The 25,820-nt window shown below is 69.9% G+C and carries 24 protein-coding genes; 4 read left to right on the top strand and 20 right to left on the bottom strand.

The window, feature by feature from the left end:
* Nucleotides 1-54 precede the first annotated feature (54 nt).
* The 4 genes from AMYNI_RS0121150 to AMYNI_RS0121135 all read right to left on the bottom strand — a co-directional run bounded on the left by AMYNI_RS0121150 (nt 55) and on the right by AMYNI_RS0121135 (nt 4,691).
* A complete protein-coding gene (locus AMYNI_RS0121150; protein ID WP_245573966.1) occupies nt 55-1,410 on the bottom strand; it encodes a cryptochrome/photolyase family protein in 1,356 nt (451 codons plus the stop codon).
* 108 nt (nt 1,411-1,518) lie between these two features.
* Nucleotides 1,519-2,832, bottom strand: a complete 1,314-nt coding sequence (locus AMYNI_RS0121145) for a citrate synthase (protein ID WP_020670048.1) — start codon at nt 2,830-2,832, stop codon at nt 1,519-1,521.
* 255 nt (nt 2,833-3,087) lie between these two features.
* Nucleotides 3,088-4,029, bottom strand: coding sequence for a carbohydrate kinase family protein (locus AMYNI_RS0121140; protein ID WP_026360724.1), 942 nt, complete (start codon nt 4,027-4,029; stop codon nt 3,088-3,090).
* Nucleotides 4,026-4,691: a TetR/AcrR family transcriptional regulator gene (locus AMYNI_RS0121135; RefSeq protein ID WP_040407143.1), complete on the bottom strand. Its 666-nt coding sequence runs from the start codon at nt 4,689-4,691 to the stop codon at nt 4,026-4,028. The genes AMYNI_RS0121140 and AMYNI_RS0121135 overlap by 4 nt, the downstream gene beginning before the upstream one ends.
* Nucleotides 4,692-4,816: 125 nt before the next feature.
* Between AMYNI_RS0121135 and AMYNI_RS0121130 the strand changes: the two genes are divergently transcribed.
* Nucleotides 4,817-5,953 (top strand): acyl-CoA dehydrogenase family protein, encoded by a 1,137-nt coding sequence (locus AMYNI_RS0121130; protein ID WP_020670045.1) that lies wholly within the window; start codon nt 4,817-4,819, stop codon nt 5,951-5,953.
* Between the two features lie 21 nt (nt 5,954-5,974).
* Here the strand turns inward: AMYNI_RS0121130 and AMYNI_RS0121125 are convergent, their stop codons facing one another.
* The 4 genes from AMYNI_RS0121125 to AMYNI_RS0121110 all read right to left on the bottom strand — a co-directional run bounded on the left by AMYNI_RS0121125 (nt 5,975) and on the right by AMYNI_RS0121110 (nt 8,966).
* Nucleotides 5,975-6,268 carry a hypothetical protein gene (locus tag AMYNI_RS0121125; RefSeq protein WP_020670044.1) on the bottom strand — a complete coding sequence of 98 codons (294 nt, stop codon included), beginning with the start codon at nt 6,266-6,268 and terminating at the stop codon, nt 5,975-5,977.
* Between the two features lie 52 nt (nt 6,269-6,320).
* Nucleotides 6,321-7,535 (bottom strand): amidohydrolase, encoded by a 1,215-nt coding sequence (locus AMYNI_RS0121120; protein ID WP_026360723.1) that lies wholly within the window; start codon nt 7,533-7,535, stop codon nt 6,321-6,323.
* Between the two features lie 64 nt (nt 7,536-7,599).
* A complete protein-coding gene (locus tag AMYNI_RS0121115; protein WP_020670042.1) occupies nt 7,600-8,061 on the bottom strand; it encodes a GNAT family N-acetyltransferase in 462 nt (153 codons plus the stop codon).
* Nucleotides 8,058-8,966, bottom strand: a complete 909-nt coding sequence (locus tag AMYNI_RS0121110; protein ID WP_020670041.1) for an aldose 1-epimerase family protein — start codon at nt 8,964-8,966, stop codon at nt 8,058-8,060. Before AMYNI_RS0121110 ends, AMYNI_RS0121115 begins: the two co-directional genes overlap by 4 nt.
* Before the next feature lie 96 nt (nt 8,967-9,062).
* On the opposite strand from AMYNI_RS0121110, the gene AMYNI_RS0121105 reads away from it, so the two are divergent.
* The gene (locus AMYNI_RS0121105; protein WP_020670040.1) at nt 9,063-9,890 is read left to right on the top strand and encodes an MBL fold metallo-hydrolase; all 828 of its coding nucleotides are present in this window, start codon (nt 9,063-9,065) and stop codon (nt 9,888-9,890) included.
* A gap of 32 nt (nt 9,891-9,922) precedes the next feature.
* On the opposite strand, the gene AMYNI_RS0121100 is transcribed toward AMYNI_RS0121105, so the two are convergent.
* From AMYNI_RS0121100 to AMYNI_RS45000, 3 genes are all read right to left on the bottom strand, one after another.
* The gene (locus AMYNI_RS0121100) at nt 9,923-11,308 is read right to left on the bottom strand and encodes an APC family permease (protein WP_020670039.1); all 1,386 of its coding nucleotides are present in this window, start codon (nt 11,306-11,308) and stop codon (nt 9,923-9,925) included.
* A gap of 42 nt (nt 11,309-11,350) precedes the next feature.
* On the bottom strand, nt 11,351-12,286 hold the full coding sequence (locus AMYNI_RS0121095; RefSeq protein WP_169515760.1) for a DMT family transporter: 936 nt from the start codon (nt 12,284-12,286) through the stop codon (nt 11,351-11,353).
* Between the two features lie 94 nt (nt 12,287-12,380).
* Nucleotides 12,381-13,415, bottom strand: a complete 1,035-nt coding sequence (locus AMYNI_RS45000; protein ID WP_020670037.1) for a class I SAM-dependent methyltransferase — start codon at nt 13,413-13,415, stop codon at nt 12,381-12,383.
* A 155-nt stretch (nt 13,416-13,570) separates the two neighbouring features.
* On the opposite strand from AMYNI_RS45000, the gene AMYNI_RS44995 reads away from it, so the two are divergent.
* Complete coding sequence (locus tag AMYNI_RS44995) at nt 13,571-16,948, top strand: BTAD domain-containing putative transcriptional regulator (protein ID WP_084628420.1); 3,378 nt, start codon at nt 13,571-13,573, stop codon at nt 16,946-16,948.
* A 9-nt stretch (nt 16,949-16,957) separates the two neighbouring features.
* Here the strand turns inward: AMYNI_RS44995 and AMYNI_RS0121080 are convergent, their stop codons facing one another.
* From AMYNI_RS0121080 to AMYNI_RS0121040, 9 genes are all read right to left on the bottom strand, one after another.
* Nucleotides 16,958-18,250 (bottom strand): MFS transporter, encoded by a 1,293-nt coding sequence (locus AMYNI_RS0121080; RefSeq protein WP_026360722.1) that lies wholly within the window; start codon nt 18,248-18,250, stop codon nt 16,958-16,960.
* A 92-nt stretch (nt 18,251-18,342) separates the two neighbouring features.
* Complete coding sequence (pdxH, locus tag AMYNI_RS0121075) at nt 18,343-19,026, bottom strand: pyridoxamine 5'-phosphate oxidase (RefSeq protein ID WP_020670034.1); 684 nt, start codon at nt 19,024-19,026, stop codon at nt 18,343-18,345.
* 123 nt (nt 19,027-19,149) lie between these two features.
* Nucleotides 19,150-19,782, bottom strand: coding sequence for a TetR/AcrR family transcriptional regulator (locus AMYNI_RS0121070; RefSeq protein ID WP_020670033.1), 633 nt, complete (start codon nt 19,780-19,782; stop codon nt 19,150-19,152).
* Nucleotides 19,783-19,865: 83 nt separating this feature from the next.
* The gene (locus tag AMYNI_RS0121065) at nt 19,866-20,606 is read right to left on the bottom strand and encodes an urease accessory protein UreD (RefSeq protein WP_020670032.1); all 741 of its coding nucleotides are present in this window, start codon (nt 20,604-20,606) and stop codon (nt 19,866-19,868) included.
* 7 nt (nt 20,607-20,613) lie between these two features.
* Nucleotides 20,614-21,321, bottom strand: a complete 708-nt coding sequence (ureG, locus tag AMYNI_RS0121060) for an urease accessory protein UreG (protein ID WP_026360721.1) — start codon at nt 21,319-21,321, stop codon at nt 20,614-20,616.
* The gene (locus AMYNI_RS0121055; RefSeq protein WP_020670030.1) at nt 21,311-21,997 is read right to left on the bottom strand and encodes an urease accessory protein UreF; all 687 of its coding nucleotides are present in this window, start codon (nt 21,995-21,997) and stop codon (nt 21,311-21,313) included. The genes ureG and AMYNI_RS0121055 overlap by 11 nt, the downstream gene beginning before the upstream one ends.
* On the bottom strand, nt 21,997-23,715 hold the full coding sequence (locus AMYNI_RS0121050) for an urease subunit alpha (RefSeq protein WP_020670029.1): 1,719 nt from the start codon (nt 23,713-23,715) through the stop codon (nt 21,997-21,999). The genes AMYNI_RS0121055 and AMYNI_RS0121050 overlap by 1 nt, the downstream gene beginning before the upstream one ends.
* Complete coding sequence (locus AMYNI_RS0121045; RefSeq protein ID WP_020670028.1) at nt 23,712-24,008, bottom strand: urease subunit beta; 297 nt, start codon at nt 24,006-24,008, stop codon at nt 23,712-23,714. The genes AMYNI_RS0121050 and AMYNI_RS0121045 overlap by 4 nt, the downstream gene beginning before the upstream one ends.
* A gap of 10 nt (nt 24,009-24,018) precedes the next feature.
* Nucleotides 24,019-24,321, bottom strand: a complete 303-nt coding sequence (locus tag AMYNI_RS0121040) for an urease subunit gamma (protein ID WP_020670027.1) — start codon at nt 24,319-24,321, stop codon at nt 24,019-24,021.
* 297 nt (nt 24,322-24,618) lie between these two features.
* On the opposite strand from AMYNI_RS0121040, the gene AMYNI_RS0121035 reads away from it, so the two are divergent.
* Complete coding sequence (locus tag AMYNI_RS0121035; protein ID WP_026360720.1) at nt 24,619-25,776, top strand: citrate synthase 2; 1,158 nt, start codon at nt 24,619-24,621, stop codon at nt 25,774-25,776.
* Nucleotides 25,777-25,820: the final 44 nt, after the last annotated feature.

The raw sequence follows: 25,820 nt of genomic DNA, 5'->3' as shown, positions 1-25,820 counted from the left end.
CCGCGCCGCACGTACTCTCTTCGGCGCGTGCAATGTCCCGAAGGCGTCCTCCAGTCACTTGCCGGTGATCTCGCCGTAGTGGGAGAGGGCGACCTGGCGTTCGTGGGCGTGTTCGACGATCGGCGGCGGGTAGTCGCCCTGATCGAAGAGCTTCCACGGCTGGTGCACGGCTTTTCCCCGCACAGCACGGAGTTCGGGGACGTACTCGCGCACGTAGTCGCCGTTGGGGTCGAACTTCTCGCCCTGGGTGGTCGGGTTGAACACCCGGAAGTAGGGCGCCGCGTCGGTGCCGGACCCGGCCACCCATTGCCAGTTGAGCTGGTTCGACGCCAGGTCACCGTCCACGAGCAGCCGCATGAAGTGCCGGGCGCCCCACCGCCACGGCAGATGCAGGTCCTTGACCAGGAAACTGGCCACCACCATGCGCACCCGGTTGTGCATCCAGCCCTCGGCGAGCAGCTGCCGCATCCCCGCGTCCACGATCGGATAACCGGTGCGCCCCTCGCACCACCGGCCGAACGCGGACCGCGCGGCCGCCCCGGTCTCGTGCCGCATCCGGTCGAAGCGCTCGTCGTAGTTCCACCGCGCGGTCTCCGGGCGATGCCAGAGCACATCGGCGTGGAACTCGCGCCAGGCCAGCTCGGACCGCAACGCCCCGGCTCCGGCGCCACGGTCCCCGGCGAGATCGGCGAGCAGCGTGCGCGGATGCACGCAACCCCAGCGCAGGTACGGCGAAATCCTGGTGGTACCGGCGAGATCGGGCCGGTCCCGCTGCTCGTCGTAGGAGTCCAGCCCCTCGGCGCGGAACTCCTGCCAGAGTTCCCGCGCGGCCCGCTCACCCGGCTCCGGCAGGCTCGTCCGGCCCAGCTCCGGTGAGTCTGGAATGGACAGTGTGCGCGGCGGCTCGATCCAGTCCACGATGGACGGTCCGGTGTCCGCCGGCGATCGCGAGCCGTGCCGCAGCCAGGCCCGGTAGAACGGGGTGAAAACCCGGTACGGCTCGCCATCAACCTTGCGCACCCGGCCCGGCGTGACGGCGTAGGACGAACCCGTGGCCACCCAGTCGATCCCGGCCGCTTCGAGCTCCTTGGCCACCTTCTCGTCACGGCCTCGGCCGTACGGCGCGGTGTCCGCACTGACGTGCACGCTCTTCGCGTCCACCGCCTTCGCGGCCTTCACGACCTCCCGGGCCGGATCGCCGCGCACCACCATCAACCTGCCGCCGAGCTGCTCGTCCAGCGCGCGCAGGCAGCCGTAGAGAAAGGCGGTGCGGGGCGCGCCGGCTGGTGAAAGCAGCGCCTCGTCGAGTACGTACAGGGCGAGTACCCGGCCCGACCGCTCCGCGGCGCTCAGCAGCGCCGCGTGGTCACCGAGCCGCAAATCCCTGCGAAACCACAGAACCGCACTCACCACTTCACCCTATGGCTCCCCCCGCACCCTCGCAGAACGCAGTGAAGGCCACCTTCGCTGCGTTGAACGCAGGCAAGGTGGCCTTCGCTGCATAAAGCGACAGAAGGTCTAGCGGTCGCCGAGGGGGGTGTAGTCGCGGGCCTTTTCGCCGGTGTAGATCTGCCGCGGGCGGCCGATCTTGGTGGCCGGGTCCTGGATCATCTCGCGCCAGTGCGCGATCCAGCCCGGCAGCCTGCCCAGCGCGAACAGCACGGTGAAGTACTTGGTCGGGAAGCCGAGCGCACGGTAGATCAGGCCGGTGTAGAAGTCGACGTTCGGGTAGAGCTTGCGCTCCACGAAGTAGTCGTCGGAAAGGGCCTTCTCCTCCAGCGCCTTCGCGATGTCCAGCAACGGGTCGCTGACGCCGAGCCGGGACAGGATGTCGTCCGCGGTCTTCTTGATGATCTTCGCGCGCGGGTCGTAGTTCTTGTAGACCCGATGCCCGAAGCCCATCAGCTTGACACCCTTTTCCTTGTTCTTCACCCGGTTGACGAAGGTGTCCACGTCACCGTCGGAGTCCCGGATGCCCTCGAGCATGTCGAGCACCGCCGCGTTGGCGCCGCCGTGCAGTGGGCCGAACAGCGCGTTGATCCCGGCCGACACGCTGGCGAACAGGTTCGCCTCGGAAGAGCCGACCAGCCGCACGGTCGAGGTGGAGCAGTTCTGCTCGTGGTCGGCGTGCAGGATGAACAGCAGGTCGAGCGCCTTGGCCACATCCGGGTCGACCTCGTACGGCTCGGCCGGCAGCCCGAAGGTCATCCGCAGGAAGTTCTCCACCAGCCCGATCGAGTTGTCCGGGTAGAGGAACGGCTGCCCGATGGACTTCTTGTAGGCGTACGCGGCCAGCGTCGGCACCTTGGCCAGCAGCCGGATGGTGGACAGCTCCACGTTCGGTTCGTCGAACGGATCGAGCGAGTCCTGGTAGAAGGTGGACAGTGCGGACACCGCGCTGGAGAGCACCGGCATCGGGTGCGCGTCGCGGGGGAAGCCGTCGAAGAACCGCTTCAGGTCCTCGTGCAGCAGGGTGTGCCGGTTGATCTTCGAGGTGAACTCCTCGAGCTGGGCCGGGGTGGGCAGCTCCCCGTAGACCAGCAGGTAGGAAACCTCGATGAAGGTGGAGTGCTGCGCCAGCTGCTCGATCGGATAGCCGCGGTAGCGGAGAATGCCTTGGTCACCGTCGATATACGTGATCGCCGAGGATGCGGCACCGGTGTTGACGAAACCGGGATCGAGGGTGATGTACCCGGTCGACGCCAGCAGCTTCCCCAGTTCGATGCCCGGAGCCCCTTCGACCGCGTGAACCACCTTCAGTTCGTGCTCTCCGGTCGGCAGGCGGAGCGCGACGGTCTCACCGCCGTTCTGCGCCGCAGTCGCGTCGGACATGCAGGTCCCTCTCACGGTTGCACGGGCCGGCGGCGCCTGTAGGTTCCACAGGCGGCCATCTGTTCGCGCGACCTCGCATCGGTCTCGCCGCACACCGCCCCGCTGGGGTATGAACTGGGCTCTACGCTAGTCGAACCAGGGGTGTCCGCGCAGCCACTGTGTTACCCACGGCTAATTGTTTGGGACAGAATTCACACATCGGATGCCAGGAAATTTTCCCGCTTACGACAGCCGTGACGAAGATTACGGCGCACTTCACCCGTCGTAACCGGCCAGCTCTTGCGCTGTCGGCGGTTCCGCGCCACTGCGTGAAACGGTGATCGCTGCCGCTTTTGCCGCATATCCCAGCACTTCCCGCCAATCGGCCGGTTCGAGTGCGCCGAGTGCGCGCACGCCGTGGTTGTGCAGCCAGGCCAGCAACGCGCCCTGCACGGTGTCCCCGGCGCCGATGGTGTCGGCGACCCGCACCCGGATCGGCGGAACCGCGATTTCGCCCGACCCGGTGATGACGCTGAGGCCCTCCGCGCCGCGGGTGAGCACCACAGCGTCCACTCCGGCCTCCAGCCAGCCCTTCGCCGCGGTCACCGCGTCCACCCCGCCGGCCAGCCATTCCGCGTCGTCGTCGGAGAGCTTGAGCAGCCGGACATCCTTCAGCCAGGAACGGAAACGCGCCCGGTAGGCCGCCGGGTCGGCGATCAGGCCGGCCCGGATGTTCGGATCCAGCGCGGTCAGCACCCCACGCGCGGACTCGCGGCGCAGCACCGACTCGTACGCGCTGACCCCCGGCTCCAGCACCATGCCGATGGTGCCGAGCGAGAGGGCGGTGACCTCTTCCGGCAGCGGCCCCGGATCGGCGACCAGCCGGTCCGCGGTGCCCTCGGTGTAGAAGGTGTATTCGGCCGAACCGTTGTCCCGGAGCGCGACCACCGCCAGCGTGGTCGGCTCGGCGCCGTCCTGCAGCAGGGACAGGTCAACCCCGGCCGCGCGGAGCCTAGCCCGCAGCGCCCGGCCGAACCGGTCACCGGACATCCTGGACAGGAAGGCGGCCGGCACGCCGAGCCTGCCCGCCGCCAGTGCCACGTTGTACGGCCCGCCGCCGAGCCGGGGCAGCAACGGCCGCAGCCCTTCGTCCAAAATGGACTCGTCTGGGGCGCCGGGCACCAGGTCCACCAGATTTTCTCCACCGACAACGATCACGGCCGTGATGCTAGCCCACCCGTCGCCCGACCACCGCCCCCCAACGAGACGCTCCGCGTCGCAATTCCTTCGAGCAGCAATTCAGAGAGCGCGGTGAAGGCTTCAGCGTCGGAGACGTCCGTTCTGGCCGCCAGCACCCCGGTCTGGATGGCCTCGATCAGCACCCCGGCCATCTCCGCGACCAAACCGGCCCGCACGTCACGGAACACCCCGTCGGCCACCCCTTTGGCGATGAACTCGCGGATCCTGGCCGCGGCCGCCTGCGAGTTCAGCTCGTAGGTCGCGCGGGCCGGCGCGAAGTCGGCGATGTCGCGCATGAAGGCCGAGGACGCCCGGTTCAGGTACTCGGACACCCCGGCCAGGTACTCGCGGAGGATGTCCCTGGCGTCGCCGAGGCCCTCGATCCGCGCTTCGATCTGCTTGGCGGCGCCCTTGAAGAAGCGCGCGACCACCTTCACCGCGAGCTGCTCCTTGCTAGGCGCGAGCGCGTAGAGGGTGGACTTCGAGCAGCGGGTGCGCGCCGCCAGGTCGTCCAGGGTGAACCCGGCGAAGCCCTCCTCGAGGAAGAGCACCTCCAGGTCGCCGAGCAGCGCGCGCTGCCTGGCGGTGGGCTGCCGGCGCGCGCCCGGCGCCCTGCGCGAACGAGCATCGACGTCGGCCATCAGCACACCGTATGTCCTCCCCGCCGCCAACCGTCCGGGGCACGTATCGGAGCGTCACCAAATACGGTACTTTAGAGCGGCCCACAGTACTACTTTCAGTACAGTTCTTTCTCGCGGAGGAACCCATGCCGGCCGAACGGCTGCTGCCCACCACCGAAGCCCGAGACCTCGTCGCGCTGGCCACCGAGCTGGCCCGCGAGGAACTGGCGCCACTGGCCGCGGAGTACGAGGAGGCCGAACGCTTCCCCAGGGAGCAGTTCCGGCTGCTCGGCAAGTCCGGCCTGCTCGGCCTGCCGTACTCGGAGCGCTGGGGCGGCGGCGAGCTGCCCTACGAGGTGTACCTGCAGGTGCTGGAGGAGATCGCGGCCGCCTGGATGTCGGTCGGCGTCGGGCTGTCCGTGCACACCATGTCCTGCTACGCGCTCGCGCACTACGGCAAGGACAACCAGCGTGACCGGTGGCTCCCGGCGATGCTGGAGGGCGACCTGCTCGGCGCCTACGCGCTGTCCGAGGCGCACGCCGGCTCGGACGCCGCCGCGCTGTCCACCCGCGCCCGGCCGGACGGCGACGAGTACGTGGTCAACGGCACCAAGGCGTGGATCACCCACGCCGGACAGGCCGACTTCTACACCACCATGGTGCGCACCGGCGAGGACGCGATCTCCTGCCTGCTGATCGACGCCGCCACCCCTGGCATGTCCGCGGCGACCCCGGAACGCAAGATGGGCCTGACCGGGTCCACCACCGCACAGCTGGTCTTCGCGGACGCGCGGGTGGACGCGGACCGGCTGATCGGCACCGAGGGCGACGGGCTGAAGATCGCGCTCTCCTCGCTGAGCTCCGGCCGGCTCGGCATCGCCGCCTGCGCGGTCGGGCTGGCGCAGGCCGCGCTGGACGAAGCCGTCCGCTACGCCAAGGAACGCACCCAGTTCGGCAGGCCGATCATCGAGTTCCAGGGGCTGGAGTTCCTGCTCGCCGACATGGCCGCCGCGGTGGAGTCCTCCCGCGCCACCTACCTGGACGCCGCCCGCCGCCGCGACCGCGGCATGCCGTTCCAGCGCCAGGCGTCCATCGCGAAGCTGGTCTGCACCGACGCCGCGATGAAGGTGACCACCGACGCGGTCCAGGTGCTCGGCGGCGCCGGGTACACCAGGGACTTCCCGGTGGAACGCTATATGCGCGAGGCCAAGGTGCCGCAGATCTTCGAAGGCACCAACCAGATCCAGCGTCTGGTCATCGCCAGAGAACTCCGCAAGGCCTGACTCGGCGCGGCCACCGGCGCCTCAGCCGGACGGACGGCTCAGCCGGCGCGCTCCTCGCTCCGAGTAGGTATCGGCAAGCGGCCTGGCGGGAGTGCTGCCAGACGGGTGCACCTCGATGCCACCGTCTTCGTTGAGCAACACCTGCCGGCCGGGGTAGGCGCTCTGGGCGATCTCGACGTCCCGCTGGTCGAACCGGCCGTGGAAGACTGGGACACCGTCTACCAGTTCGGACTTTTCGGCGCCCGTGGGCCAGCGGTGACGCCAGACGTCCACGGTGAACCCTTCGTTCGAAGCGGGCAGATCAGGGCCGATCATGCATCTCCCATCTCCCTGTGGTGGATGGCAAACGTCCCAGAACCCGGCTCGCTCAGGGTTCCTGGTAGCGGCGCTGGGCGACGACGCCGACGCCGGCCGCCTCGTCGAAGCGGTAGACCTCGCGGCCGCCGATGAAGACCCGCATCGCGCGGTTCATCACGTCCAGCGGGTCACCCGACCAGATCACCACGTCGGCGTCCAGGCCCGGTTTGAGCGCGCCGACCCGGTCGTCAAGGCCCAGGATGGCGGCCGGGTGCACGGTGAGCGCGCGGATCGCGGTGTCGGAGTCCAGGCCGTCCTTCACCGCCAGTGCCGCTTGGTAGACCAGGAAGTTGATCGGCACCACCGGGTGGTCGGTGGTGATCGCGATCTTGACCCCGGCCCGCGCCAGGATGCCGGCCGAGCGCAGGGAGCGGTTGCGCACCTCAGCCTTGACCCTGGTGGTGAACAGCGGGCCGAGGATCACCGGCACGTCGTGCTCCGCCAGCACGTCGGCGATCAGGTGCCCCTCGGTGCCGTGGTTGATCACCAGCCGGTAGCCGAACTCCTCGGCGATCCGGATCGCGGTGACCATGTCGTCCGCGCGGTGCACGTGCTGGTCCCAGTACAGCTCCCCGTCGAGCACCTTGGCCAGCGTCTCCATGGTCAGGTCGACGTCGAAGGGCTTCTCCTCGACACGGGCGTGCGCGCGCTGAGCGGCGTAGTTGCGGGCCTTGGTGAACGCTTCGCGCAGCACCGCCGCCACCCCGAGCCTGGTGGACGGGGTCTTGTCCTTGTTGCCGTACACCCGCTTCGGGTTCTCGCCGAGCGCGCTCTTCACGCTGACGTCCTCGCGGAACACGATGTCGAACCCGTTGCGGCCCCAGGTCTTCACGCCGACCGTGCGGCCGCCGATCGGGTTGCCGGAGCCCGGTTTGACCACCACGCTGGTCACCCCGCCGGCGAGCGCGTCGTCGAAACCGACCTCGAACGGGTCGATGCCGTCCAGTGCGCGGAAGCGGGCGCCGTTCGGGTCGGTCATCTCGTTGACGTCGTCGCCGGCCCAGCCTTCGCCCTCCTCGTGCACCCCGAGATGGGCGTGCGCGTCGACGAAACCGGGCAGCACCCACGCCCCGGCCGCGTCCACCAGCTCCGCGTCCTCCGGCACGTCGACGTCGGCCTCGCTGCCGACCGCGACTATCCGGCCATCGTCGATGAGCACCGTTCCACCGTCGACGGGGTCACCCTCGACGGGCACTACATAGCCACCAACGATCGCCTTCATCATGGTTCGACACGCTAACCAACGCGACGGCACCGGTGAAAGCCGACATCGCCTTTCGGCGGCTGGATCAGCGCGACTTTTCGAAGTGCACCAGCTGGTAGTGCTGTTCCGGGGTGCGGCGCGTCTCGTGGTAGCCGAGCCGCGGGTACAGCCGCAGCGCACCGGCGCTGTGCTCCCCGGTGAACAGCCGCAGCAGCCGCACCTGGAGCGGCAGCAGCCGCTCGGCGGCCAGCAGGAGCGCGCCGCCGAGCCCGTGGCCCTGCCGGTCCGGCGCCACCACCAGCCTGCCGACCTCGGCCGTCTCACCGTCCACGCTGATCCGCACGCTCGCGACCAGCCTGCCGTTTTCCCGGACGCCCCAGGCGAGGCAGGCCGGGTCGGCCAGCGCGGCGCGCGCCTGCTCCAGCGTCTCCAGCAGCGGCGGCAGCTCGAACGACCGGTGCGCCCGCGCCTCCGGCACGTAGGCCGCGCGCTGCAGGGTGAGCACCTCGCCGGCGTCGAGCGGACCGAGCCGCAGCGGCTCGGTCACGGATGCACCTGCACGCCCCAGTCGCCGGTCCAGGTGTCCCCCGGGGCGAGCCGGATCAGGTCGGTGCCGGAGTTGAGCGCGTCGGCGGGGCAGGTCATCGGCTCGATCGCGACCGCCCTGCCCCTGCCGACCAGGTCCGCCGGGGTGAACACCTGCACCCACTTGAAGTCCGGGCCGGTCCAGACCTCCAGCAGTTTGTCCTGATAGGACAGCAGGTGGTGGTGCCGGCCGTCCTCGCCGGGAGCCAGCCCGCCGAAGGTGGTGTCGAAGTCGCAACCGCCGAGTATCCGGCCCTCCCGGAGGTCGTACTCGGTGCCGTCCACGTCCTGCTCGTCGGCGTAGGGCAGCTGCGGGCCGTCCTCGAACGGGCGCACCCGGTCCGCGGCCAGGGTCAGGGTCAGCTCGTCGGTAGGCACGTCGCCGAGCCGGAAGTACGGGTGCGTGCCGACGCCGACCCCGATCTCGGTCTCACCGTCGTTGCGGACCTGGTGCGTCACGGTCAGCTCGCGCGGCGCCAACGCGTACTCGATGGTGGCATGCAACGGGACCGGCCAGCCCGGTTCGTCGCGCACCTCGATCTCGAAGGTGATCGAGGACTCCGCATGCTCGACGAGCTGCCACTCCCGGTGCCGGGTCAGCCCGTGGATCGCGTTGCCGCGTGCCTCCTCGGTGACTTCGAGCTGCTGCTTCTCGTCCTCGTACACCCACTCGGCGTTCTTGGTGCGGTTCGGCCACGGCAGCAGCACCTGGCCCGCGGCCTTGGGCGGCTTGGCGTCCTCGGGGAACGCGTCCACATACGGCACCCCGCCGACCTCGAAGGCGCGCAGGCCCGCGCCGATCTCGGTGATCACGGCCCGTGCCGTGCCGCGGGTGATCTCGAACTGCTCTCCGGTGGGTTTGGCCATGCGCGCGAATCTACCGGCGCGCCGAAACCGGGACGACGGTCCTAGCCGCAGCCAGGGTTAGTAGACCGATCGTCATAGTTAAGCTACCGTGGCGCCATGCGAGTTCACCACCTCAACTGCGGCACCATGCGTCCCGCCGGCGGACGGCTGGTCGACGGCGAGCCGGGGCTGTTGCGGCGAGCCGAGATGATCTGCCACTGCCTGCTCATCGAGACGGATTCCGGACTGGTGCTGGTGGACACCGGTTTCGGCGAACAGGCCGCCCGGCGCCCGGGTGCCTGGCTCGGCAAGGCGTTCACCACCATGGTCCATGCCGAACCGAAGGCCGAGGAGACGGCGGCCGCCCAGATCGCCGCGCTCGGCTACCGGGCCGAAGACTTGCGGGACATCGTCGTCACCCACCTGGACATCGACCACGCGGGCGGCCTTGCCGACTTCCCCGAAGCCACCGTGCACGTCTACGCCGGGGAGCATCGGGCGGCGACCGCACCACGCAACCTGGCCGAGCGCCAGCGGTACCGGCGGATCCAGTTCGAGCACGGGCCGCGATGGCAGACCTACGCCGAGCCCGGCGAGCCGTGGCACGGTTTCCATGCCGTGCGCGAGCTCAAGGGCGTGGCGCCGGAGATCCTGCTGATCCCGCTCGCCGGACACACCAACGGGCATGCCGGGGTCGCGGTGGACACCGGCGACGGCTGGCTGCTGCACGCCGGTGACGCGTACTTCTTCCACGGTCAGCTGGATCCGGCCGGACCGCACTGCACACCGGTGCTATCCGCCTTCCAGGTGGCCATGCAGCAGAACTCGCGCGCCCGCCGCGAGAACCTGGCGAAACTACAGGAGCTCGCCAGGAACCACGGCAACGACGTACGCGTGTTCTCCGCCCACAACCCCGTCGAGCTCCGCGCCCTACAACGGTCGTGAGTGAAAAGTGTTGCCGGAACAACACAATTCACTCACGAGGCGACAGGCTCCTGGGGTCCCTGCTCCTTCTGCTTGGCGGCGCGCATCAGCAGCCAGTTGACACCCCAGAGCAACACCCCGACCCCGAGCAGGATCGCGGCCACGATGTAGTCCCTGGCCGGACGGCCGGACAACGGGCTGACCAGGTACACGCAGAAGATCGCGGCCAGCACCGGGATGACCGTTGGCGCCCGGAAGTGCTGGTGCGCCACCTTGTCCTTGCGCAGCACCAGCACGGCGACGTTGACGATGGAGAACACGACCAGCAGCAGCAACGCCGTCGTGCCACCGAGCACGCCGATGTCCACAGTGGACACCAGGACGATGGCGATCGCACTGGTGAACACGATGGCCACCCACGGCGTGCGACGCGCCGGGTGCACGGTGCCGAACGCCTTGGGGATGATCTTCTCGTTGGCCATCCCGTACAGCAGCCTGCTGGCCATCATCATGTTGATCAGCGCGGAGTTGATCACCGCGAACAACCCGATTGCGGAGAATATCTCCCGCGGCAGGCCAGGGGCTCCCACGTCCAGCACCTTCAGCAGGGCGTCGCTCTTCGCCGCCGCGAGGTCGTCGGCCGGCACCAGCAGTGAGGAGGTCACCGAGACCAGCAGGTAGATCGTGGCCGTGATGACCATGCCCCAGAGCACCGCCTTGGGGAAGATCCGCACCGGGTCCTGGCACTCCTCGGCCATATTCACCGAGTCCTCGAAGCCGACCATCGCGAAGAACGCCAGCGAGGTCGCCGAAGTGATCGCCACCAGCCAGGTCGTGTCCGCGGTGTTGATCTCCACCAGCCTGCTCGGCTCGCCGTCGCCGTTGGCCACCGCCCACACCCCGACGGCGATGATGATGGCGAGGCCGGACAGCTCGATGCAGGTGAGCACCACGTTGGCCTTGACCGATTCGCTGACCCCGCGGAAGTTGACCAGCGCGATGCCGATGACGAACAGGATCGCGACCCACGGCATCGGCAGCTCGGCGAACACCTTCAGGTAGGTGTTGCCGAAGGCGACCGCCGCCGAGGACGCCGACGTGATGCCCGAGCACATCACCGCGAACGCAACCATGAACGTGAGGGCCGGAATGTGGAACGCCTTGTTCGTGTACAGCGCGGCCCCTGCCGCCCTCGGGTACTTCCCGACCAGTTCGAGATAACTGAACGCGGTCATGAAGGCCACCACGAACGCGATCAGGAACGGCAGCCACAACGCGCCGCCGACCCGGCCGGCCACCTGGCCGGTGAGGGCGTAGATCGTGGTCCCGAGGATGTCCCCCACCACGAACAACAGCAGCAGCTTCGGGCCGATCGCCCGCTTGAGCTCGGGCTGCCCGGCCGGCGTCGTCGCCGGCTGCGGGGCACTCGCGTCAACCATGGTCAGAAAGTGTGCCGTATCACCTGGCCGACCGCACGAAACTCACCGAGGGTGATCTTCGGCCGGGGCCACCCCGCTCGGCACCCGTGGCGGATCGGCAAGGCACAGCAGCAGGACCGAAACCATGATCAGCGCCCCGCCGGCGTACTGGCGCGCATCGAGGACCAGGTTCAGGAATAGCGCCGCGCCGATGGCCGCGGCGATGGCTTCGGCGGTGGTGGCCGTCTGCGCCTCGGTCGGCGTGATCGAGCGCAGACTGCCGAAGTAGAGGCTGGTGCCGCCCAGCGTGCCGACCACGATGACGAAGGCCAGCAACCAGGTGAACTCCCAGCCGCCACCGTCGAAGCTCACCTGCCACGGCGCGCTCAGCGTCAGCAGCGGAACCGACCCCAGCAGCGAGCCCCACCCGTTGGTGACCAGCACGCCGTGCTCGTGGATCAGGGGCACCGAGGACACCGTGTAGGACGCGATGCTGACGGCGCACAGGATGCCCAGCGCGATTCCCGGCAGGGAGAAGTTCGCCGAGGCACCATGGCCGAAAGCGAGCAGGGCCACCCCGGTTACGGCGAGTGCCACGGTCGCCATCCGCGTCCAGGTGAGCGCGGACCTGTCCACGACCTTTTCGTAGAGCGCGAGGATGGGCACCGCGAGGAACTGCACGAAGGATGCCGTCGCGACATCGGAAGCGGCCACCGCGGCGAAGAAGAAGAACTGCGCCGCCGCCAGCCCCACCGCCGTGGCGAGCAGCCGCGGCCACGAATGCCTCGGCGGCAACCGCCGCACGAACCCGACCAGGCAGACGCCGGTGACGACCAGCCGCATGGCCGTCAGCCACACCGGTGAGACGCCACCGCGGAAAAGATCCTGTGCGGCGACCCCGGACAGCCCCCACAACGTCGCTCCCGCGGCGGCGCTCGCCACGGCCAGCCGGTGCGCCTTCCGGCCGGTACTCGGATGTTCGGTCACTCGACCAGCCATTTCCCCTCCACCCCGTGTCCTGCTCCCGAGCCGGGCCGCGCACGCATGCCGGCACGGCAGGAATGCCGGCATGCGCTTCCTGGCTGTTTCCGGATCAGGGGTTTCCGCTGTCGCGATCGCTCAGCTTGTGCCCCACCGCGACCAGCGCCAGGCGCGGAACCTCGGCCCGGTATTCGCCGGCCCTGTCGTCGAACCGGAGCGTCGGCTCGGTTTTCCATTCCGGCCGGGCACTCGCGATCTCGCGATAGTCGTATGCGAAGCAGTCCGAGGCGAGCCGCCACACCCGATCCGCGGTTTCGTCTTCGGACGCACCGTCGGCCGCCAGCCCGACCAGGCCGTACATGTCGAACAGGTACCTGCCCATTTTCCGCCTCGCCGCATCCGGCGTCGCGGCGGAAACCACGAACGGGTCGTAGACATAATCAAGATCGACGACGTTGAACCCGGCATTGTCGAGATGCTTCCGCAACTGGTCCGGGGCAAAATGCGGATACTCGTGCCCGTTGCGCGAGTACCGGTCGACGACCTCGGAAAACCAGTACGCGACCCTGGACTCCTCGGCGAAATCGTGAAAAACCAGTCGGCCATTCGGCCGAAGCACGCGATATGCCTCCTGGCACACATCCATCCGGTCCTCGACCGGAATGTGGTGCGAGCCGTAGGCCACCAGCACCGCGTCCAGCACTTCGTCGCGCAGGAGCAGCCGCTGCGCCTGCTGGCGTACCGCCGGCAGGCCGGCCCGCAGCGCCTCGGTGATCATGTTCCCGGCGAGGTCGCCGGTGATGACGGTCGATCCGCGGCCGGGGCGCAGGCTGTCGAAGGTCTTCGCCAGGGTGCCGTCACCCCCGAGGACGTCCAGCAGCCGCCATTCCGGCGGGATCGCGTCCAACGACTCCACCCCGGCCGCGAGGCAGAACAGCTTGCTGATGCCGACGAGCCGCACCATCGGGTCGCGCTGCGCACGCCGGTAGGACTCACCTCGCCCATCGCCATCGTCGGTCTCGAACTCGTTGCTCAGCACGGACAGCCGCTCGATGCGGCCCGGATCGTGCGGCCACTCGAACCGCAGCAGGTCGGCGAACCACGGAAAGCGAGCCCGAATATGGCGCCGATAGTCCATCAGTGTCATTCCGGGTACGTATTCGAAACCCTGGGAATCCAGCACGATTACTCCAAATTCGTTACGGCACGAACATCAACTACGCTAACTTCACTGACTGGTCAGTGATCTATATCCGCACTGGATTTCCGCTTCCGCCGGAAAACACCGGCCTACCTGCAGCGATGAACTACTGCAGTTGGACGCTGGCACGAAACCGGCAAAACCGGCAAGATCGGGTAAGACACAGCAACCCAGTGTCCCCCGTCTGGAGGAACGGAAAAGGTGTCGTGGGCTCTGGAAACAACTCGTTCGGCCGGATGCTGAAATGGCAGCGAGTCCGGTTGGGAATGACACAACAAGAGCTGGCCGAGCGCGCCGGCCTGAGCGTGCGCACGGTGCGCTACCTCGAACAGGACGGCATTCGGCACCCTCGGCCGGATTCCCTTCGCCGGCTCGCGACCGCGGTCGGGCTCGATCCTGAGGGCTGGCCGCCGGAGCGGCCGGTCGCGTCGACGACTCCGGGATCCCAGCTGCGCCTTGGCATACTCGGACCGTTGACCGCGCAGCTCGACGGAAACCCGGTACTGATCAGGACCGCGAAACAACGCTGCCTGCTCGCCGTCCTCAGCCTGCACGCCAACCAGGTGGTGAGCTGGGAGGAGATCGTGCACGGGCTATGGGCCGACCGGCCGCCGCACACCTATCGCGCGCTGGTGCACACCTATGTTTCCCGGTTGCGCAAGGCACTGCGCCCCGGGCGGGGCAGGTCCGCGGACGACGAGCTCATCGCGGCCGTGCCGGCCGGCTACCGGATCGCGCTGACCGCCGACCAGCTCGACTTGCGGCGGTTCGACGAACTCGTCGCCAGTGCCCGGCGGAACATGGCCGAAACCCCCGAAGCCGCCGTGGACCTGTTCACCGAGGCCCTCGGTCTGTGGCGCGGCCCCGTGCTGGCCGACCTGCCGGACCAGGTGCGGCTGCAGGGCGCGGTACGCGCGATTTCGGGACGGCGGACCGCCACCACGCTGGACTACGCGGACGCCGCGATGGCCGTTGGCCGCCACCAGCAGGTCAGCACCTACCTGCGCCCCCTGGCGGAAGAAGAGCCCTTGCACGAAGGGCTGCACGCCAGGCTCATGCTCGCGCTGGCCGGTGCCGGGCAGCAGGCGGCTGCGCTGGAGGTGTTCGACCGGCTGCGCGCCAGGCTGGCCGAAGACCTCGGGGTGTCGCCTTCGCCGGAACTCCAGCACGCGCAGTTGCGGGTGCTGCGGCAGAACATCGCCGAGCCCGCCGTCGTCGCGGCGCACCGGGCAGCCCGCCCGGCGCAGCTACCCGTCGCGGTGGCCGGCTTCACCGGACGGCACGAATACCTCGATCGACTGGACGCCCTGCTGGCCAACGCCGCCGACGAGACGGTGATCGCGGCGATCTCCGGCACCGCCGGCGTCGGTAAGACGGCCTTGGCCGTGTGCTGGGGACACCGGGCCGCCGAGCGTTTCCCGGACGGCCAGCTCTACCTCGACCTGCGCGGCCACGACCCGGCCCCGCCGGTGCCCCCGCTCGACGCGCTCGCCCAGTTCCTCCGTGCCCTCGGTGTGCCCGCCGACCGCATCCCGGCCGAAGGCGACGAGGCGGCTGGACTGTTCCGCACCATGCTGGCCGGACGCAGGATGCTGGTCGTCCTGGACAACGCGGCCAACGTCGACCAGGTCCGTCCGCTGCTGCCGGGCGGAAGTGGCTGCATGACCGTGGTCACCAGCCGTGACCGGCTGGACGGGCTGGTGGCCAGGGACGGCGCGCACCGCGTCCCGCTCGACGTGCTTGACCGCGACGAAGCGAGCGAGCTGCTGACGAACCTGGTGGGCGCCGAGCTCGGGCGGGCCGAACCCGAAGCCGCCGGCGAACTCGCGAAAGCTTGCGCGTACCTGCCCTTGGCGCTGCGCATCGCCGCCGCGGACCTGCTCGGCCGCCCGGAGCACAGCCTCGCCGAACGGGTCGCGGAGCTCCGCTCGGCCTCCGGGCTTTCCGCGTTGCGGCTGGACGGCGATGACCAGGCCGCCGTCCGTGCCGCGTTCGACCTCTCCTACCGCAGGTTCGACGCCGACGTGTGCGAGGTCTTCCGGCTGCTCGGGCTGGTCCCCGGGCCGGACTTCACGGTCGAGGCCGTGGCCAGGCTCGCGGACACCACCGAGGACGCGGCCGCGTCGATACTGGCCCGGTTGTCCGCGGCGCACCTGATCCAGCAGCACGCAGCCGGGCGGTACACCTTCCACGATCTGCTCCGGCTCTACGCCGCCGAGCTCCCCAGCGCCGACCGTACCGACGAGGACGGCCAGGCGGCACTGCGCCGCTTGTACGACTGGTACCTGCACTCGGTCAGTTCCGCCGCGCGGTTGCTGTACCCGGAGAACTTCCTGCTTCCCCAGCGGGTCGCCGCCGGCCCGGCGCCGGCCGGGTTCGCCGACTCCGCCGGCGCGCTCGCCTGGCTCGACGCCGAACGCGCCAACCTGGTGGCGGCCGTCCAGCGGGCCGCCAAGGAGGGGCCGCGCGCCATCGCCTGGCAGCTCGCCGCCGCACTGCGCGGCTACTTCCTGCTGCGAATGCACACCACGGACTGGCAGACGGTGACGAACGCCGGACTCGCGGCCGCCGAGGCCGAAGGACAGGTGCGCGGCCAGGCCGCCTGCCACCACAGCCTCGCCCAGCTGCACATCCGGCGCAATTACCACAAGACCGTCGAACACGCCGGCAAGGCGCTGCGGCTGAGCAGGCAGGCCGGCTGGGTGTCCGGCCAAGTGGTCGCGCTGGAGCACCTCAGCTTCGCGGACTGGCGCTCCGGGCGGCTGGCCAAGGCGGCGGAGCGGGCCACCGACGCGCTCACCCTCAACCAGCACACCGGGTGGCGCGGCGGCCAGATCACCAGCATGTGCCTGCTCGGCCTGGTCTATCTCGAGCGCGGCCGGCTCCACCGGGCCGTCACGCACTTCGTCGGCACGCTGGACCTCTCCCGGGAAGTCGGTTCGCAGTACGGCCAAGCGTTCAGCCTGACCTGGCTCGGCCAGGCGTACCGGGAACTCGGCGAGCACGAAGAGGCGCGCGAGCACCTGGCGCAGGCCCTGAGCCTGCACGAACGGGTGGGCGGCCGCACCGTGGAACCGCATACCTTTCGGAACCTCGCCGCGGTTTACAAGCGTCGCAAGGAGTTTCCCGAGGCACTACGCCTGGCGGAGAAGGCGCGCGTGCTGGCCCTCGAAATCGGCGACCCGCACGCGGAAGCCGACGCCGTGAACACGCTCGGCACCGTCCACGCCGACCTCGGCCGGCACCGCGAGGCCTTCGACACCCACCGGCAGGCGCTCAAGCTGGCTCGCCGGACCGGTTACCGCTTCTGCGAAATCAGCGCGCTCATCGGACTGGCGATCGGAAACCTGCACCTCGGCCGTCGCGAAGAGGCGCTGGCGGACGCTGAGCTCGCGCTGACCGGAGCGGTACACACCGGCTACCGGATCCTGGAAGCCAAGGCCCGCGACACCGTCAGGACGATCCGCGACCGACCGTAGCGCACTGGTTCAGACCCCTTCCCGCGGCGCCCGGTAGCGCCAGAACGCGGGCAGCAGCACGATCGCGAGCACGAGCAGCACGATCACCAGCAGCCCGCCGCCGGTGGCCGCGGCCGCGGTACCGGCCCATGCCGCCGTCCAGCCGTGCGTGATGTCGGCGATCCTCGGACCGCCGGCGACCACCACGGTGAACACGCCCTGCAACCGCCCGCGCATCTCGTCGGTGGTCGCGGTCTGCAGGATCGAGCTGCGGTAGACCATGCTGACGAAGTCCGCGGCCCCGCCGAGCGCCAGGAAGACCACCGCCAGCCAGAGCGAGCCGGACAGCCCGAAACCCGCCATCGCGAGCCCCCAGGCGGCCACCGCGAGCACCACGCCGACACCGTGCCTGGCGATCCGGCTCAGCCAGCCGGAGAACAGGCCGCAGGCGAGCGCACCGAGCGGGATCGCGGCATACAGCCAGCCCAGCGCAGGCCCGCCGCCGGGCGGATCGCCGAAGGTCCGCTCCGCGGTTTCCGGGAACAGCGCCCTCGGCATGCCGGCGACCATCGCGATGATGTCCACCAGGAAGGAAGCGAGCAGGATCTTCTGCGTCGCCAGGTAGCGGAAACCGTCGATCACGTCGCGCAGCCCGGCCCGCCGCGACGGCCCGTTCAGCGGCGGCAGCGACGGCAGCTTCCAGACCGACCACAACGCCAGCGTCAGCGCGACCGTGTCGAGTATGTACAGAGTGGACAGACCGAGCAGCGGCATCAGCGCACCGGCCAGCATCGGCCCGAGCACCGCGCCGAACTGGCTCATGGTGGCGCCGAGCGCGACCGCCGACGGCACCAGCTCCACCGGCACCAGCCTGGCGATCACCGCGCTGCGGGTGGGCATGTTGATGGCGAAGAAGGACTGGTTGACTGCCAGCAGCGCGAGCACCACCCAGATCGAGTCGAAACCGGCGAAGGCCTGGAACCAGAGCAGGGCCGAGGTCACCGCGATACCGGCGTTGGTGACCAGCAGCAGCTTGCGGCGGTCCACGGTGTCCGCGATCGCGCCGCCCCACAGCCCGAAGACGAGCAGCGGGATCAGCGCGACCGCACCGGTCAGGCCGACATAACCGGAGGAACCGGTCAGGTCGAAGATCTGCTTGGGCACCGCGACCGCGGTTAGCTGGCTGCCGATCGCGGTGACCGCGGTGGAGGTCCACAGCCGCCGGAAGGCAGGCACCTTCAGCGGACGGACGTCCACCACGATCGCGCCGAATGCCTTGCGTGCGGAGCGGCGGCCCGTCCCGGTTCCCCCGTCATCGCTCACAACACGCAAGCTTAGGGCTGCTAACTAAGCCAGCGCGCGTGATTTACCTCGCCCGCGAAAGGGCAAAAAGCCGGCTATTTGCCGGTGCGGGGTCAGGGGGCGACGCGCTCGATCTGCCAGCCGTCGTCGGTGCGGACGTAGCGGAGCCGGTCGTGCATCCGGTCCTGCCTGCCCTGCCAGAACTCCACCGTGTCCGGCCGGATCCGCCAGCCGCCCCAGTGCGGCGGGAACGGGATCTCGTCCACGTCGGCGAACCGGCGCTCGATCGAGTTCAGCGCGTTGTCCAGCGCGCGGCGGCCGTCCACCACCCTGGACTGCGGGGACGCCCACGCGCCCAGCTGCGAGCCGCGCGGCCGCGACGCCCAGTAGGCCGCGGTCTCCTTGATGTCCACCTTCTCCACCTCGCCACGCACATGCACCTGACGCTGGAGCGGGTACCAGGGGAAAGTCGCCGACGCGTACCGGGTCACGGTCAGGTCGTGGCTCTTGTTCGAGGTGTAGTTCGTGTAGAAGACGACGCCGCGCTGGTCCAGTCCTTTGCAGAGAACGGTGCGCGAGGAGGGCCTGCCTTCGGCGTCCGCGGTGGCCAGCACCATCGCGTTGGACTCGGGGACACCGGCCGAAATCGCCTGGTTCAACCAGGACTGCAACTGCTCGGTCCAGGTCCCGGCCATCGCCGCCTCGTCGAACCCGGTGCCGTCGTAGGCCACCCGCATTCCGGGCAGCTGCACCGCTACGTCCGTCGCGCTGTCCGCGTTGTCGATTTCCGGCATCATGGCCAACCTCCGCGCCCGGTAGGGCATCACATTAAGGGGCTATCCCGCCGACGTTAGGGGTTGCAGCCCAGCGGGGGAACCTCCTGATCGGTGACTCCCACCACCCACGGGCAGTGACGCACGTCACGCCGGCCTGGTGATCGCGGCCAGCATCAGCGCGCGGATCTCCTTCGCGATGGCGGCGACCTCGAGCGGCGGGTCGTACGCCTGCCATTCCCGCAGCAGCCCGGTCGCCGCCCCGACCAGCGCGATCGCGGTCAGGTGGTAGTCGCGCGCCGGGGCCAGCCCCTGTTCAGCTGCCCGCCGCGCCTCGTGCTCGATGAACTCCGCCCAGCGGGCCACCCACACCTGGTGCTGCGCCTCCAGTTCCGGGCTGACCCCGACCGCTTCGACGTAGTTGAGCCTTGGCAGCCGGCGGTCCGCGGTGACGGTCTCTACGAACGCGTCCAGCAGGGTGCCGATCCGGGTCAGCACATCGACGCCGTCCAAAGCGTCCAGTGTGTCCTGTACCCGCGCCAGCGCCCGTTCGTTGATCCGCGCGTGCAGGGCGAGCAACAGCTCTTCCTTGCCGTCGAACTCCTCGTAGAAGTTCCGGGTGGACACCCCCGCCGCGGTGCACAGCTGGGTGATCTTGGTCTGCTGGAAGCCGGCCGAGGTGAACCGGTCCAGTGCGGCGTCGAGCAGCCGCCCGCGCCGCTCGGCCCGACGCTGCTCCGGCGCGACGCCGCCATAAGTCCTGCCCTTCACCCACCACACGCTACATTCTCAAAATCCCCATTACCACTATTGGCTGTCCGTGAAGGCCACCTTGCCTACGTTGAAGGTAGGCAAGGTGGCCTTCACGGACTGGACCAGCCGGGGTGGGTGGCGAGGGCGGAGGCGAGGTCGGCGGAGGCGGTGACGGCGTCGTGGGCGAGGGCGGTGGCCAGTGAGCCGCCGGCGGCGAGCGGGGTGAGGGACCACCAGTCGCCGCCGGTGGGCTCGGCCGGGTCCGGGCCCCAGACGAGCAGCTCGGTGCCGAGCACCCGACGACCGGCCAGGTAGGCAGCGCTGGCGGCCAGCTCGGGGTCGCCGATCCGGAGCACCTGCCGCAGCAGCGGGACCCCTTCGCGCAGCACGTGCTGACTGGTGCGCAGCAGGCCGGGACGCTCACCGGATCGGCCGAGCACCAGCATCTCGCGCAGCCGCAGCCGGGCATCGGCACCGAGTGACGCGTGCAGCTCGGCGTAGTGGTCGGCCCTCGCGGTGACCACGGTCGGCTCGGGCAGGTACTCGCAGACCCCGCCCGCGCCGACCTCGATCCGCACCACCGACCTGCTGGCACCGCCGCGATGCCCCGGCAGCGCCAGGGTGGCCGCCACCCCGGACAACCGCAGCCTTGCCCCCGGCCCGACCAGAACGGTCAACGCCAGCTCATCCCCGCCCAGCGGCGAAGTGGCCGAGTTGACCAGATGCACCGTCGCGGCGGAGTTGTTGTCGCGCTTGGGAAACAGCGTCAGCGGCGCCATCGAGCGGAGCTCGCGGAGCACGGTGCGGCCGGAGCCGTCGCGCTCCGCGGTCAGCCGCGCGTCGGCCTTCATCCCACTCTCACCCGGCGGTCACCGGCACCAGCGAGCGCACCCAGTCCGCCACCGCCGGCGCGTCCGGAGTGTCCACAAGGGACTGCGTGATCACCGGCAGCTCGCCGCGCATCCGGTGCGCGTCCGAGGTCATCACCGCCATGTCCGCACCGACCAGATGCGCGATATCGATCTTGTTGATCACCAGCAGGTCCGCGGTGGTCACCCCTGGCCCGCCCTTGCGCGGCACCTTGTCCCCGCCGGCCACGTCCACCACGAAGATCTGGCTGTCCGCCAGGCCCCGGCTGAACACCGCGGTCAGGTTGTCCCCGCCGCTCTCGATGATCACCAGGTCCAGGCCGGGGAACCGCTCCTCCAGCCGCTCGGACGCGTCCAGGTTCGCGGTGATGTCGTCGCGGATCGCGGTGTGCGGGCAAGCACCGGTCTGCACCGCCTCGATCCGGTCGCTGTCCAGCACCCCGGCCTTGCGCAGGAAGTCCGCGTCCTCGGTGGTGTAGATGTCGTTGGTGACCACGGCCAGGTTCAGCTCGTCGCCCAGCGCGCGGCAGAGCGCGGCGACCAGCGCGGTCTTCCCGCTGCCCACCGGCCCACCGATGCCGATCCGGTAGGCGCGGCCGTGCGACGGCGCGGCGTCGTAGTGGTCCGGTTCGGCCACCGTGGGATCGAAGTTGACCGGATGCACGTGTCCGTGCCCGTGTCCGTGCTCAGCTGGCAAAGAGACGCACCTCTTCCTTGTGATGACGTACCTGCGCTTCGGCAAGCAGGTCCAGCGCCGGCGCACCCGGCGCGGGCAGGGTGGCCGGTTCGTCGCCGGCCGCCGCCGCGGCCCGTCCGGCGACCGCGCGCAGCTCGTCCGCGAAACCGGCGACCACCGCGTTCACCGCGAACGGGTCGAGCCCGAGCAGTCGCACCGCCGCGCTGGCGGGCCCGCTCACCGCGAGATAAGCGACCGCCAGCGCCGCCTCCGCCGGTGACCCGCCCGCGATCCCGGTCAGCGCGCCGAGGACGACCGGATGATGCGGGCGCGGGGTGACGCGCAGCAGGCCGTCCAGCACCGGCGACGGCCAGGCGACCCGGCCCGCCCGCGCGGTGCCGCGGCCCTGCGCGCGGGACGCGTCCCGCTGCGCGGCCGATGGCGTGCGGGCGTCCAGCTCGACGTCCAGCAACCGCCAATGTCCACTATGGACTTTTCTGGCCCCGGCGTGCGCGGCCGCGGCGGCGAACACCGCGGCCAGCTCGCCCGCGGTGCGCAGCCGCCCGGCCAGGAACCCGGGCAGGTCGCGCACTTCGGCCACCAGCCCGCGCGCCACCGCTTCCTCCAGGCCGCCGGAGTGCACATGCCCGCCGCCGGGAAAGCGGGAATCGGCAAGCAGGATCGCGTACACATCCATCAGAACAGGAAGTACCGCTGGGCCAGCGGTAGCTCGGTGGCGGGCCGCGGCTCGATCAGCTCACCGTCCACGTGCACCGCGAAACTGTCCGGATCCACCCGCACATCCGGCAACGCGTCGTTGTTCACCATGTCGGCCTTTGTCCTGGCGCGCATGTTCGACACCGGCGCCAGCGGGCGGGTGATGCCGAACTGCTCGGCCACCCCGGAGCCCATCGCTTCGGGCGCGACGAAGTACAGGCTGCTCGCCGCCGCGACGGCGGGCGCGGCGCCGTACATCGGCCTGGCCAGCACCGGCTGCGGGGTGGGGATGGACGCATTCGCGTCGCCCATCGCGGCCAAGGCGGCGAATCCGCCCTTGAGCACCACGTGCGGGCGCACTCCGAAGAACTTCGGCTCCCAGAGCACCAGATCGGCCAGCTTGCCGACCTCCACCGAGCCGATCTCGCGCTCCATACCGTGCGCGATGGCCGGGTTGATGGTGTATTTCGCGACGTAGCGCCGGGCCCGCAGGTTGTCCGCCGCGCCGTCGCCGGGCAGCGCGCCGCGCCGCTGCTTCATCACGTGCGCGGTCTGCCAAGTCCGGATGATCACCTCGCCGATCCGGCCCATCGCCTGCGAGTCCGAGCTCATCATGGAGATCGCGCCGAGGTCGTGCAGCACGTCCTCGGCGGCGATCGTGGTCGGCCGGATCCGGCTCTCCGCGAAGGCGAGGTCCTCCGGCACCGACGGGTTGAGGTGGTGGCAGACGATGAGCATGTCCAGGTGCTCGTCCAGGGTGTTCGCGGTGTGCGGCCGGGTCGGGTTGGTCGAGGACGGCAGCACGTTCGGCTGGCCGACCACCCTGATGATGTCCGGCGCGTGCCCGCCGCCGGCGCCTTCGGTGTGGTAGGCGTTGATCGACCTGCCCGCGATGGCGTCCAAAGTGGACTCAAGGAAGCCGGCCTCGTTCAGGGTGTCGGTGTGGATGGCCACCTGCACCCCGGACTCCTCGGCCACCCCGAGGCAGGCGTCGATCGCGGCCGGGGTGCTGCCCCAGTCCTCGTGCAGCTTGAAACCGCCCGCACCGGCCAGCAGCTGCTCCCGCAGCGCGTCCGCGCGAACCGTGTTGCCCTTGCCCAGCAGCAGCACGTTCACCGGCTGGGTGTCCATCGCCTGCAGCATCCGGCCGAGGTTCCAGGCGCCGGGGGTGACCGTGGTGGCCTTGCTGCCCTCGACCGGTCCGGTGCCGCCGCCGACCAAAGTGGTCAGTCCGGACGCGAGCGCGGTCTCGGTCAGCTGCGGGCAGATGAAGTGCACGTGGCAGTCCACCCCGCCGGCGGTGAGGATCTTCCCGTTGCCGGCCAGCACCTCGGTGGACGGCCCGATCACCAGCGCCGGATGCACCCCGTCCATGGTGTCCGGGTTGCCCGCCTTGCCGATCCCGGCGATCCGGCCGTCGCGGACACCGACGTCCGCCTTGACCACGCCCCAGTGGTCCAGGATCACCACCCCGGTGATGACCAGGTCCGGCGCGCCCTCGGCCCTGGTGGCCACGGACTGGCCCATCGACTCGCGAATCACCTTGCCGCCGCCGAAGAGCACCTCGTCCCCGGACGACGGGCCCATGCTGCGGTCCTCGGTGACCTCGATCAGCAGCTCGGTGTCGGCCAGCCGGATCCGGTCGCCGACGGTCGGGCCGAACAGCTCCACGTAACGCGCCCGGTCGATCTCGCTCACGGCATGTCCTTGCGCAGCCCGGGTACCTCGCCGCGACCGGCCAGCGGCACCAGCTCGACCTCGCGCTCGATGCCGGGCTCGAAGCGCACCGACGTGCCGGCCGGCACGTGCAGCCGCAGCCCGCGCGCCGCTTCCCGGTCGAAGTCGAGCGCGGGGTTCACCTGCGCGAAGTGGTAGTGCGAGCCGACCTGGACCGGCCGGTCACCGGTGTTGCGCACGCGCAGCCGGGTCCGCGGCCTACCGGGGTTCAGCGGCACCGGCAGGTCCGCCGGAATGATCTCTCCTGGGCGCATCGCGCACCTTTCACACAATCGGGTCATGCACGGTGACCAGCTTCGTGCCGTCCGGGAAGGTCGCCTCGACCTGCACCGAATCCACCATCCCCGGCACCCCGTCGAGGACCTGCGCGCTGGTCAGCACGGTGCGGCCACTGGCGACCAGCTCGCTCACCGTGCGCCCGTCCCGCGCGCCTTCCAGCACGTGGTCGGTGATCAGGGCAACGGCTTCCGGATAGTTCAGCCGCAGGCCCCGCTCGAGCCGCCGGCGCGCCACGTCGGCGGCCACGTGCACGAGCAGCTTGTCCCGTTCTTGCGGGGAAAGATGCATGACAAAGGTTTATCACCGCTTCGGGTGGCTCGCGCGTCCTGGAAACCCAGGATTTACCTGGCCGGTCCGCGCCGCCGACCTGCGGCTCGATCATCTAGCGGGAATGATTCCGGTGATCGCCCCCGTCCGCACTGAATCGTTCTCGTAATCGTGACCGAAACCACCGCATCTTTCGATTGATACTCGACCGTCATAGGAGCAAGGTTTGTCTCACTCGTGCGATGGTGCGCGCCCCTGCGCGTCACCCGTGCGCGCCACAAGCAAGTTTTCGGGAACGCGCATCGAAAGGTCTGATCAATGACTACGTCAGCGCCCGCATCCACTTCCACGGTCGAAGAGTCCGCTGAACCGGACGACGGGTTCCGGCCTGGTCTGGAAGGCGTGGTCGCCTTCCGCACCGAGATCGCCGAACCCGACCGCGACGGCGGCGCCCTCCGATATCGCGGCGTGGACATCGAGGACCTGGCCGGCAAGGTGAGTTTCGGCGACGTGTGGGGTCTGCTGGTGGACGGCCGGTTCGGGCACGGACTGCCGCCAGCAGAGGCATTCCCGATCCCGGTGCACACCGGCGACGTCCGGGTCGACGTGCAGTCCGCGCTGGCCATGCTGGCGCCGATCTGGGGTTACCAGCCGCTGCTCGACATCTCCGACGCCGATGCCCGCGACCAGCTCGCCCGCGCCTCGGTGATGGCACTGTCCTATGTCGCCCAGTCCGCGCGCGGGATCGGGGTGCCGGCCGTGCCGCAGTCCAGGGTGGACGAAGCGAACACGATCACCGAGCGGTTCATGGTGCGCTGGCGCGGCGAGCCGGACCCGGCACACGTGAAGGCCGTGGACGCGTACTGGGTCTCCGCCGCCGAGCACGGGCTGAACGCGTCCACCTTCACCGCTCGCGTGATCGCTTCCACCGGGGCCGACGTTGCCGCCGCGCTGTCCGGCGCGATCGGCGCGATGTCCGGCCCGCTGCACGGCGGCGCGCCGGCCAGGGTGCTGCCGATGATCGCCGAGGCGGAGCGCACCGGCGACGCGGCCGGGGTGGTCAAGGGCATCCTGGACCGCCGGGAGCGGCTGATGGGCTTCGGCCACCGGGTGTACCGCGCCGAGGACCCGCGCGCCAGGGTGCTCCGCCGGACCTGCCGCGAGCTCGGCGCCGAGCGGTACGAGGTGGCCGCCGCGCTGGAGCAGGCCGCGCTGGCCGAGCTGCGCGAGCGGCGGCCGGACCGGCCGATCGAGACCAATGTGGAGTTCTGGGCGGCGGTGATCCTGGACTTCGCCAAGGTGCCGACGCACATGATGCCGGCCATGTTCAGCTCCGCGCGGACCGCCGGCTGGGCCGCGCACATCCTGGAGCAGAAGCAGACCGGCCGCCTGGTGCGCCCGTCCGCGAAGTACGTCGGCCCCGGCCCGCGCAGCCCGCAGGAGGTCGAAGGCTGGCCGACCGTCACCGCACTCTGATCCCACCAGCCCCACCCGTCACGGCCCAACGTGACGTTCGGCTC

The organism is Amycolatopsis nigrescens CSC17Ta-90 (assembly GCF_000384315.1).
In the GTDB taxonomy this organism is placed as follows: domain Bacteria; phylum Actinomycetota; class Actinomycetes; order Mycobacteriales; family Pseudonocardiaceae; genus Amycolatopsis; species Amycolatopsis nigrescens.
Note: the sequence above shows the minus strand (reverse complement) of the source record. Positions and strands in the feature narration are given on the sequence as shown.

Bases quoted from the DNA above. Each gene is read 5' to 3' on its own strand.
- AMYNI_RS0121125 (WP_020670044.1), bottom strand. From the start codon at position 6,268: ATGATCGGCCCTGATCTGCCCGCTTCGAACGAAGGGTTCACCGTGGAC.
- AMYNI_RS0121035 (WP_026360720.1), top strand. From the start codon at position 24,619: ATGACTACGTCAGCGCCCGCATCCACTTCCACGGTCGAAGAGTCCGCT.
- AMYNI_RS0121110 (WP_020670041.1), bottom strand. From the start codon at position 8,966: ATGGCCAAACCCACCGGAGAGCAGTTCGAGATCACCCGCGGCACGGCA.
- AMYNI_RS0121095 (WP_169515760.1), bottom strand. From the start codon at position 12,286: ATGGCTGGTCGAGTGACCGAACATCCGAGTACCGGCCGGAAGGCGCAC.
- AMYNI_RS0121100 (WP_020670039.1), bottom strand. From the start codon at position 11,308: ATGGTTGACGCGAGTGCCCCGCAGCCGGCGACGACGCCGGCCGGGCAG.
- AMYNI_RS0121040 (WP_020670027.1), bottom strand. From the start codon at position 24,321: ATGCATCTTTCCCCGCAAGAACGGGACAAGCTGCTCGTGCACGTGGCC.
- AMYNI_RS0121135 (WP_040407143.1), bottom strand. From the start codon at position 4,691: ATGGCCGACGTCGATGCTCGTTCGCGCAGGGCGCCGGGCGCGCGCCGG.
- AMYNI_RS0121105 (WP_020670040.1), top strand. From the start codon at position 9,063: ATGCGAGTTCACCACCTCAACTGCGGCACCATGCGTCCCGCCGGCGGA.
- AMYNI_RS0121145 (WP_020670048.1), bottom strand. From the start codon at position 2,832: ATGTCCGACGCGACTGCGGCGCAGAACGGCGGTGAGACCGTCGCGCTC.
- pdxH (WP_020670034.1), bottom strand. From the start codon at position 19,026: ATGATGCCGGAAATCGACAACGCGGACAGCGCGACGGACGTAGCGGTG.
- AMYNI_RS0121055 (WP_020670030.1), bottom strand. From the start codon at position 21,997: ATGGATGTGTACGCGATCCTGCTTGCCGATTCCCGCTTTCCCGGCGGC.
- AMYNI_RS0121065 (WP_020670032.1), bottom strand. From the start codon at position 20,606: ATGAAGGCCGACGCGCGGCTGACCGCGGAGCGCGACGGCTCCGGCCGC.
- AMYNI_RS44995 (WP_084628420.1), top strand. From the start codon at position 13,571: ATGAACTACTGCAGTTGGACGCTGGCACGAAACCGGCAAAACCGGCAA.
- AMYNI_RS0121130 (WP_020670045.1), top strand. From the start codon at position 4,817: ATGCCGGCCGAACGGCTGCTGCCCACCACCGAAGCCCGAGACCTCGTC.
- AMYNI_RS45000 (WP_020670037.1), bottom strand. From the start codon at position 13,415: ATGACACTGATGGACTATCGGCGCCATATTCGGGCTCGCTTTCCGTGG.
- AMYNI_RS0121045 (WP_020670028.1), bottom strand. From the start codon at position 24,008: ATGCGCCCAGGAGAGATCATTCCGGCGGACCTGCCGGTGCCGCTGAAC.
- AMYNI_RS0121120 (WP_026360723.1), bottom strand. From the start codon at position 7,535: ATGATGAAGGCGATCGTTGGTGGCTATGTAGTGCCCGTCGAGGGTGAC.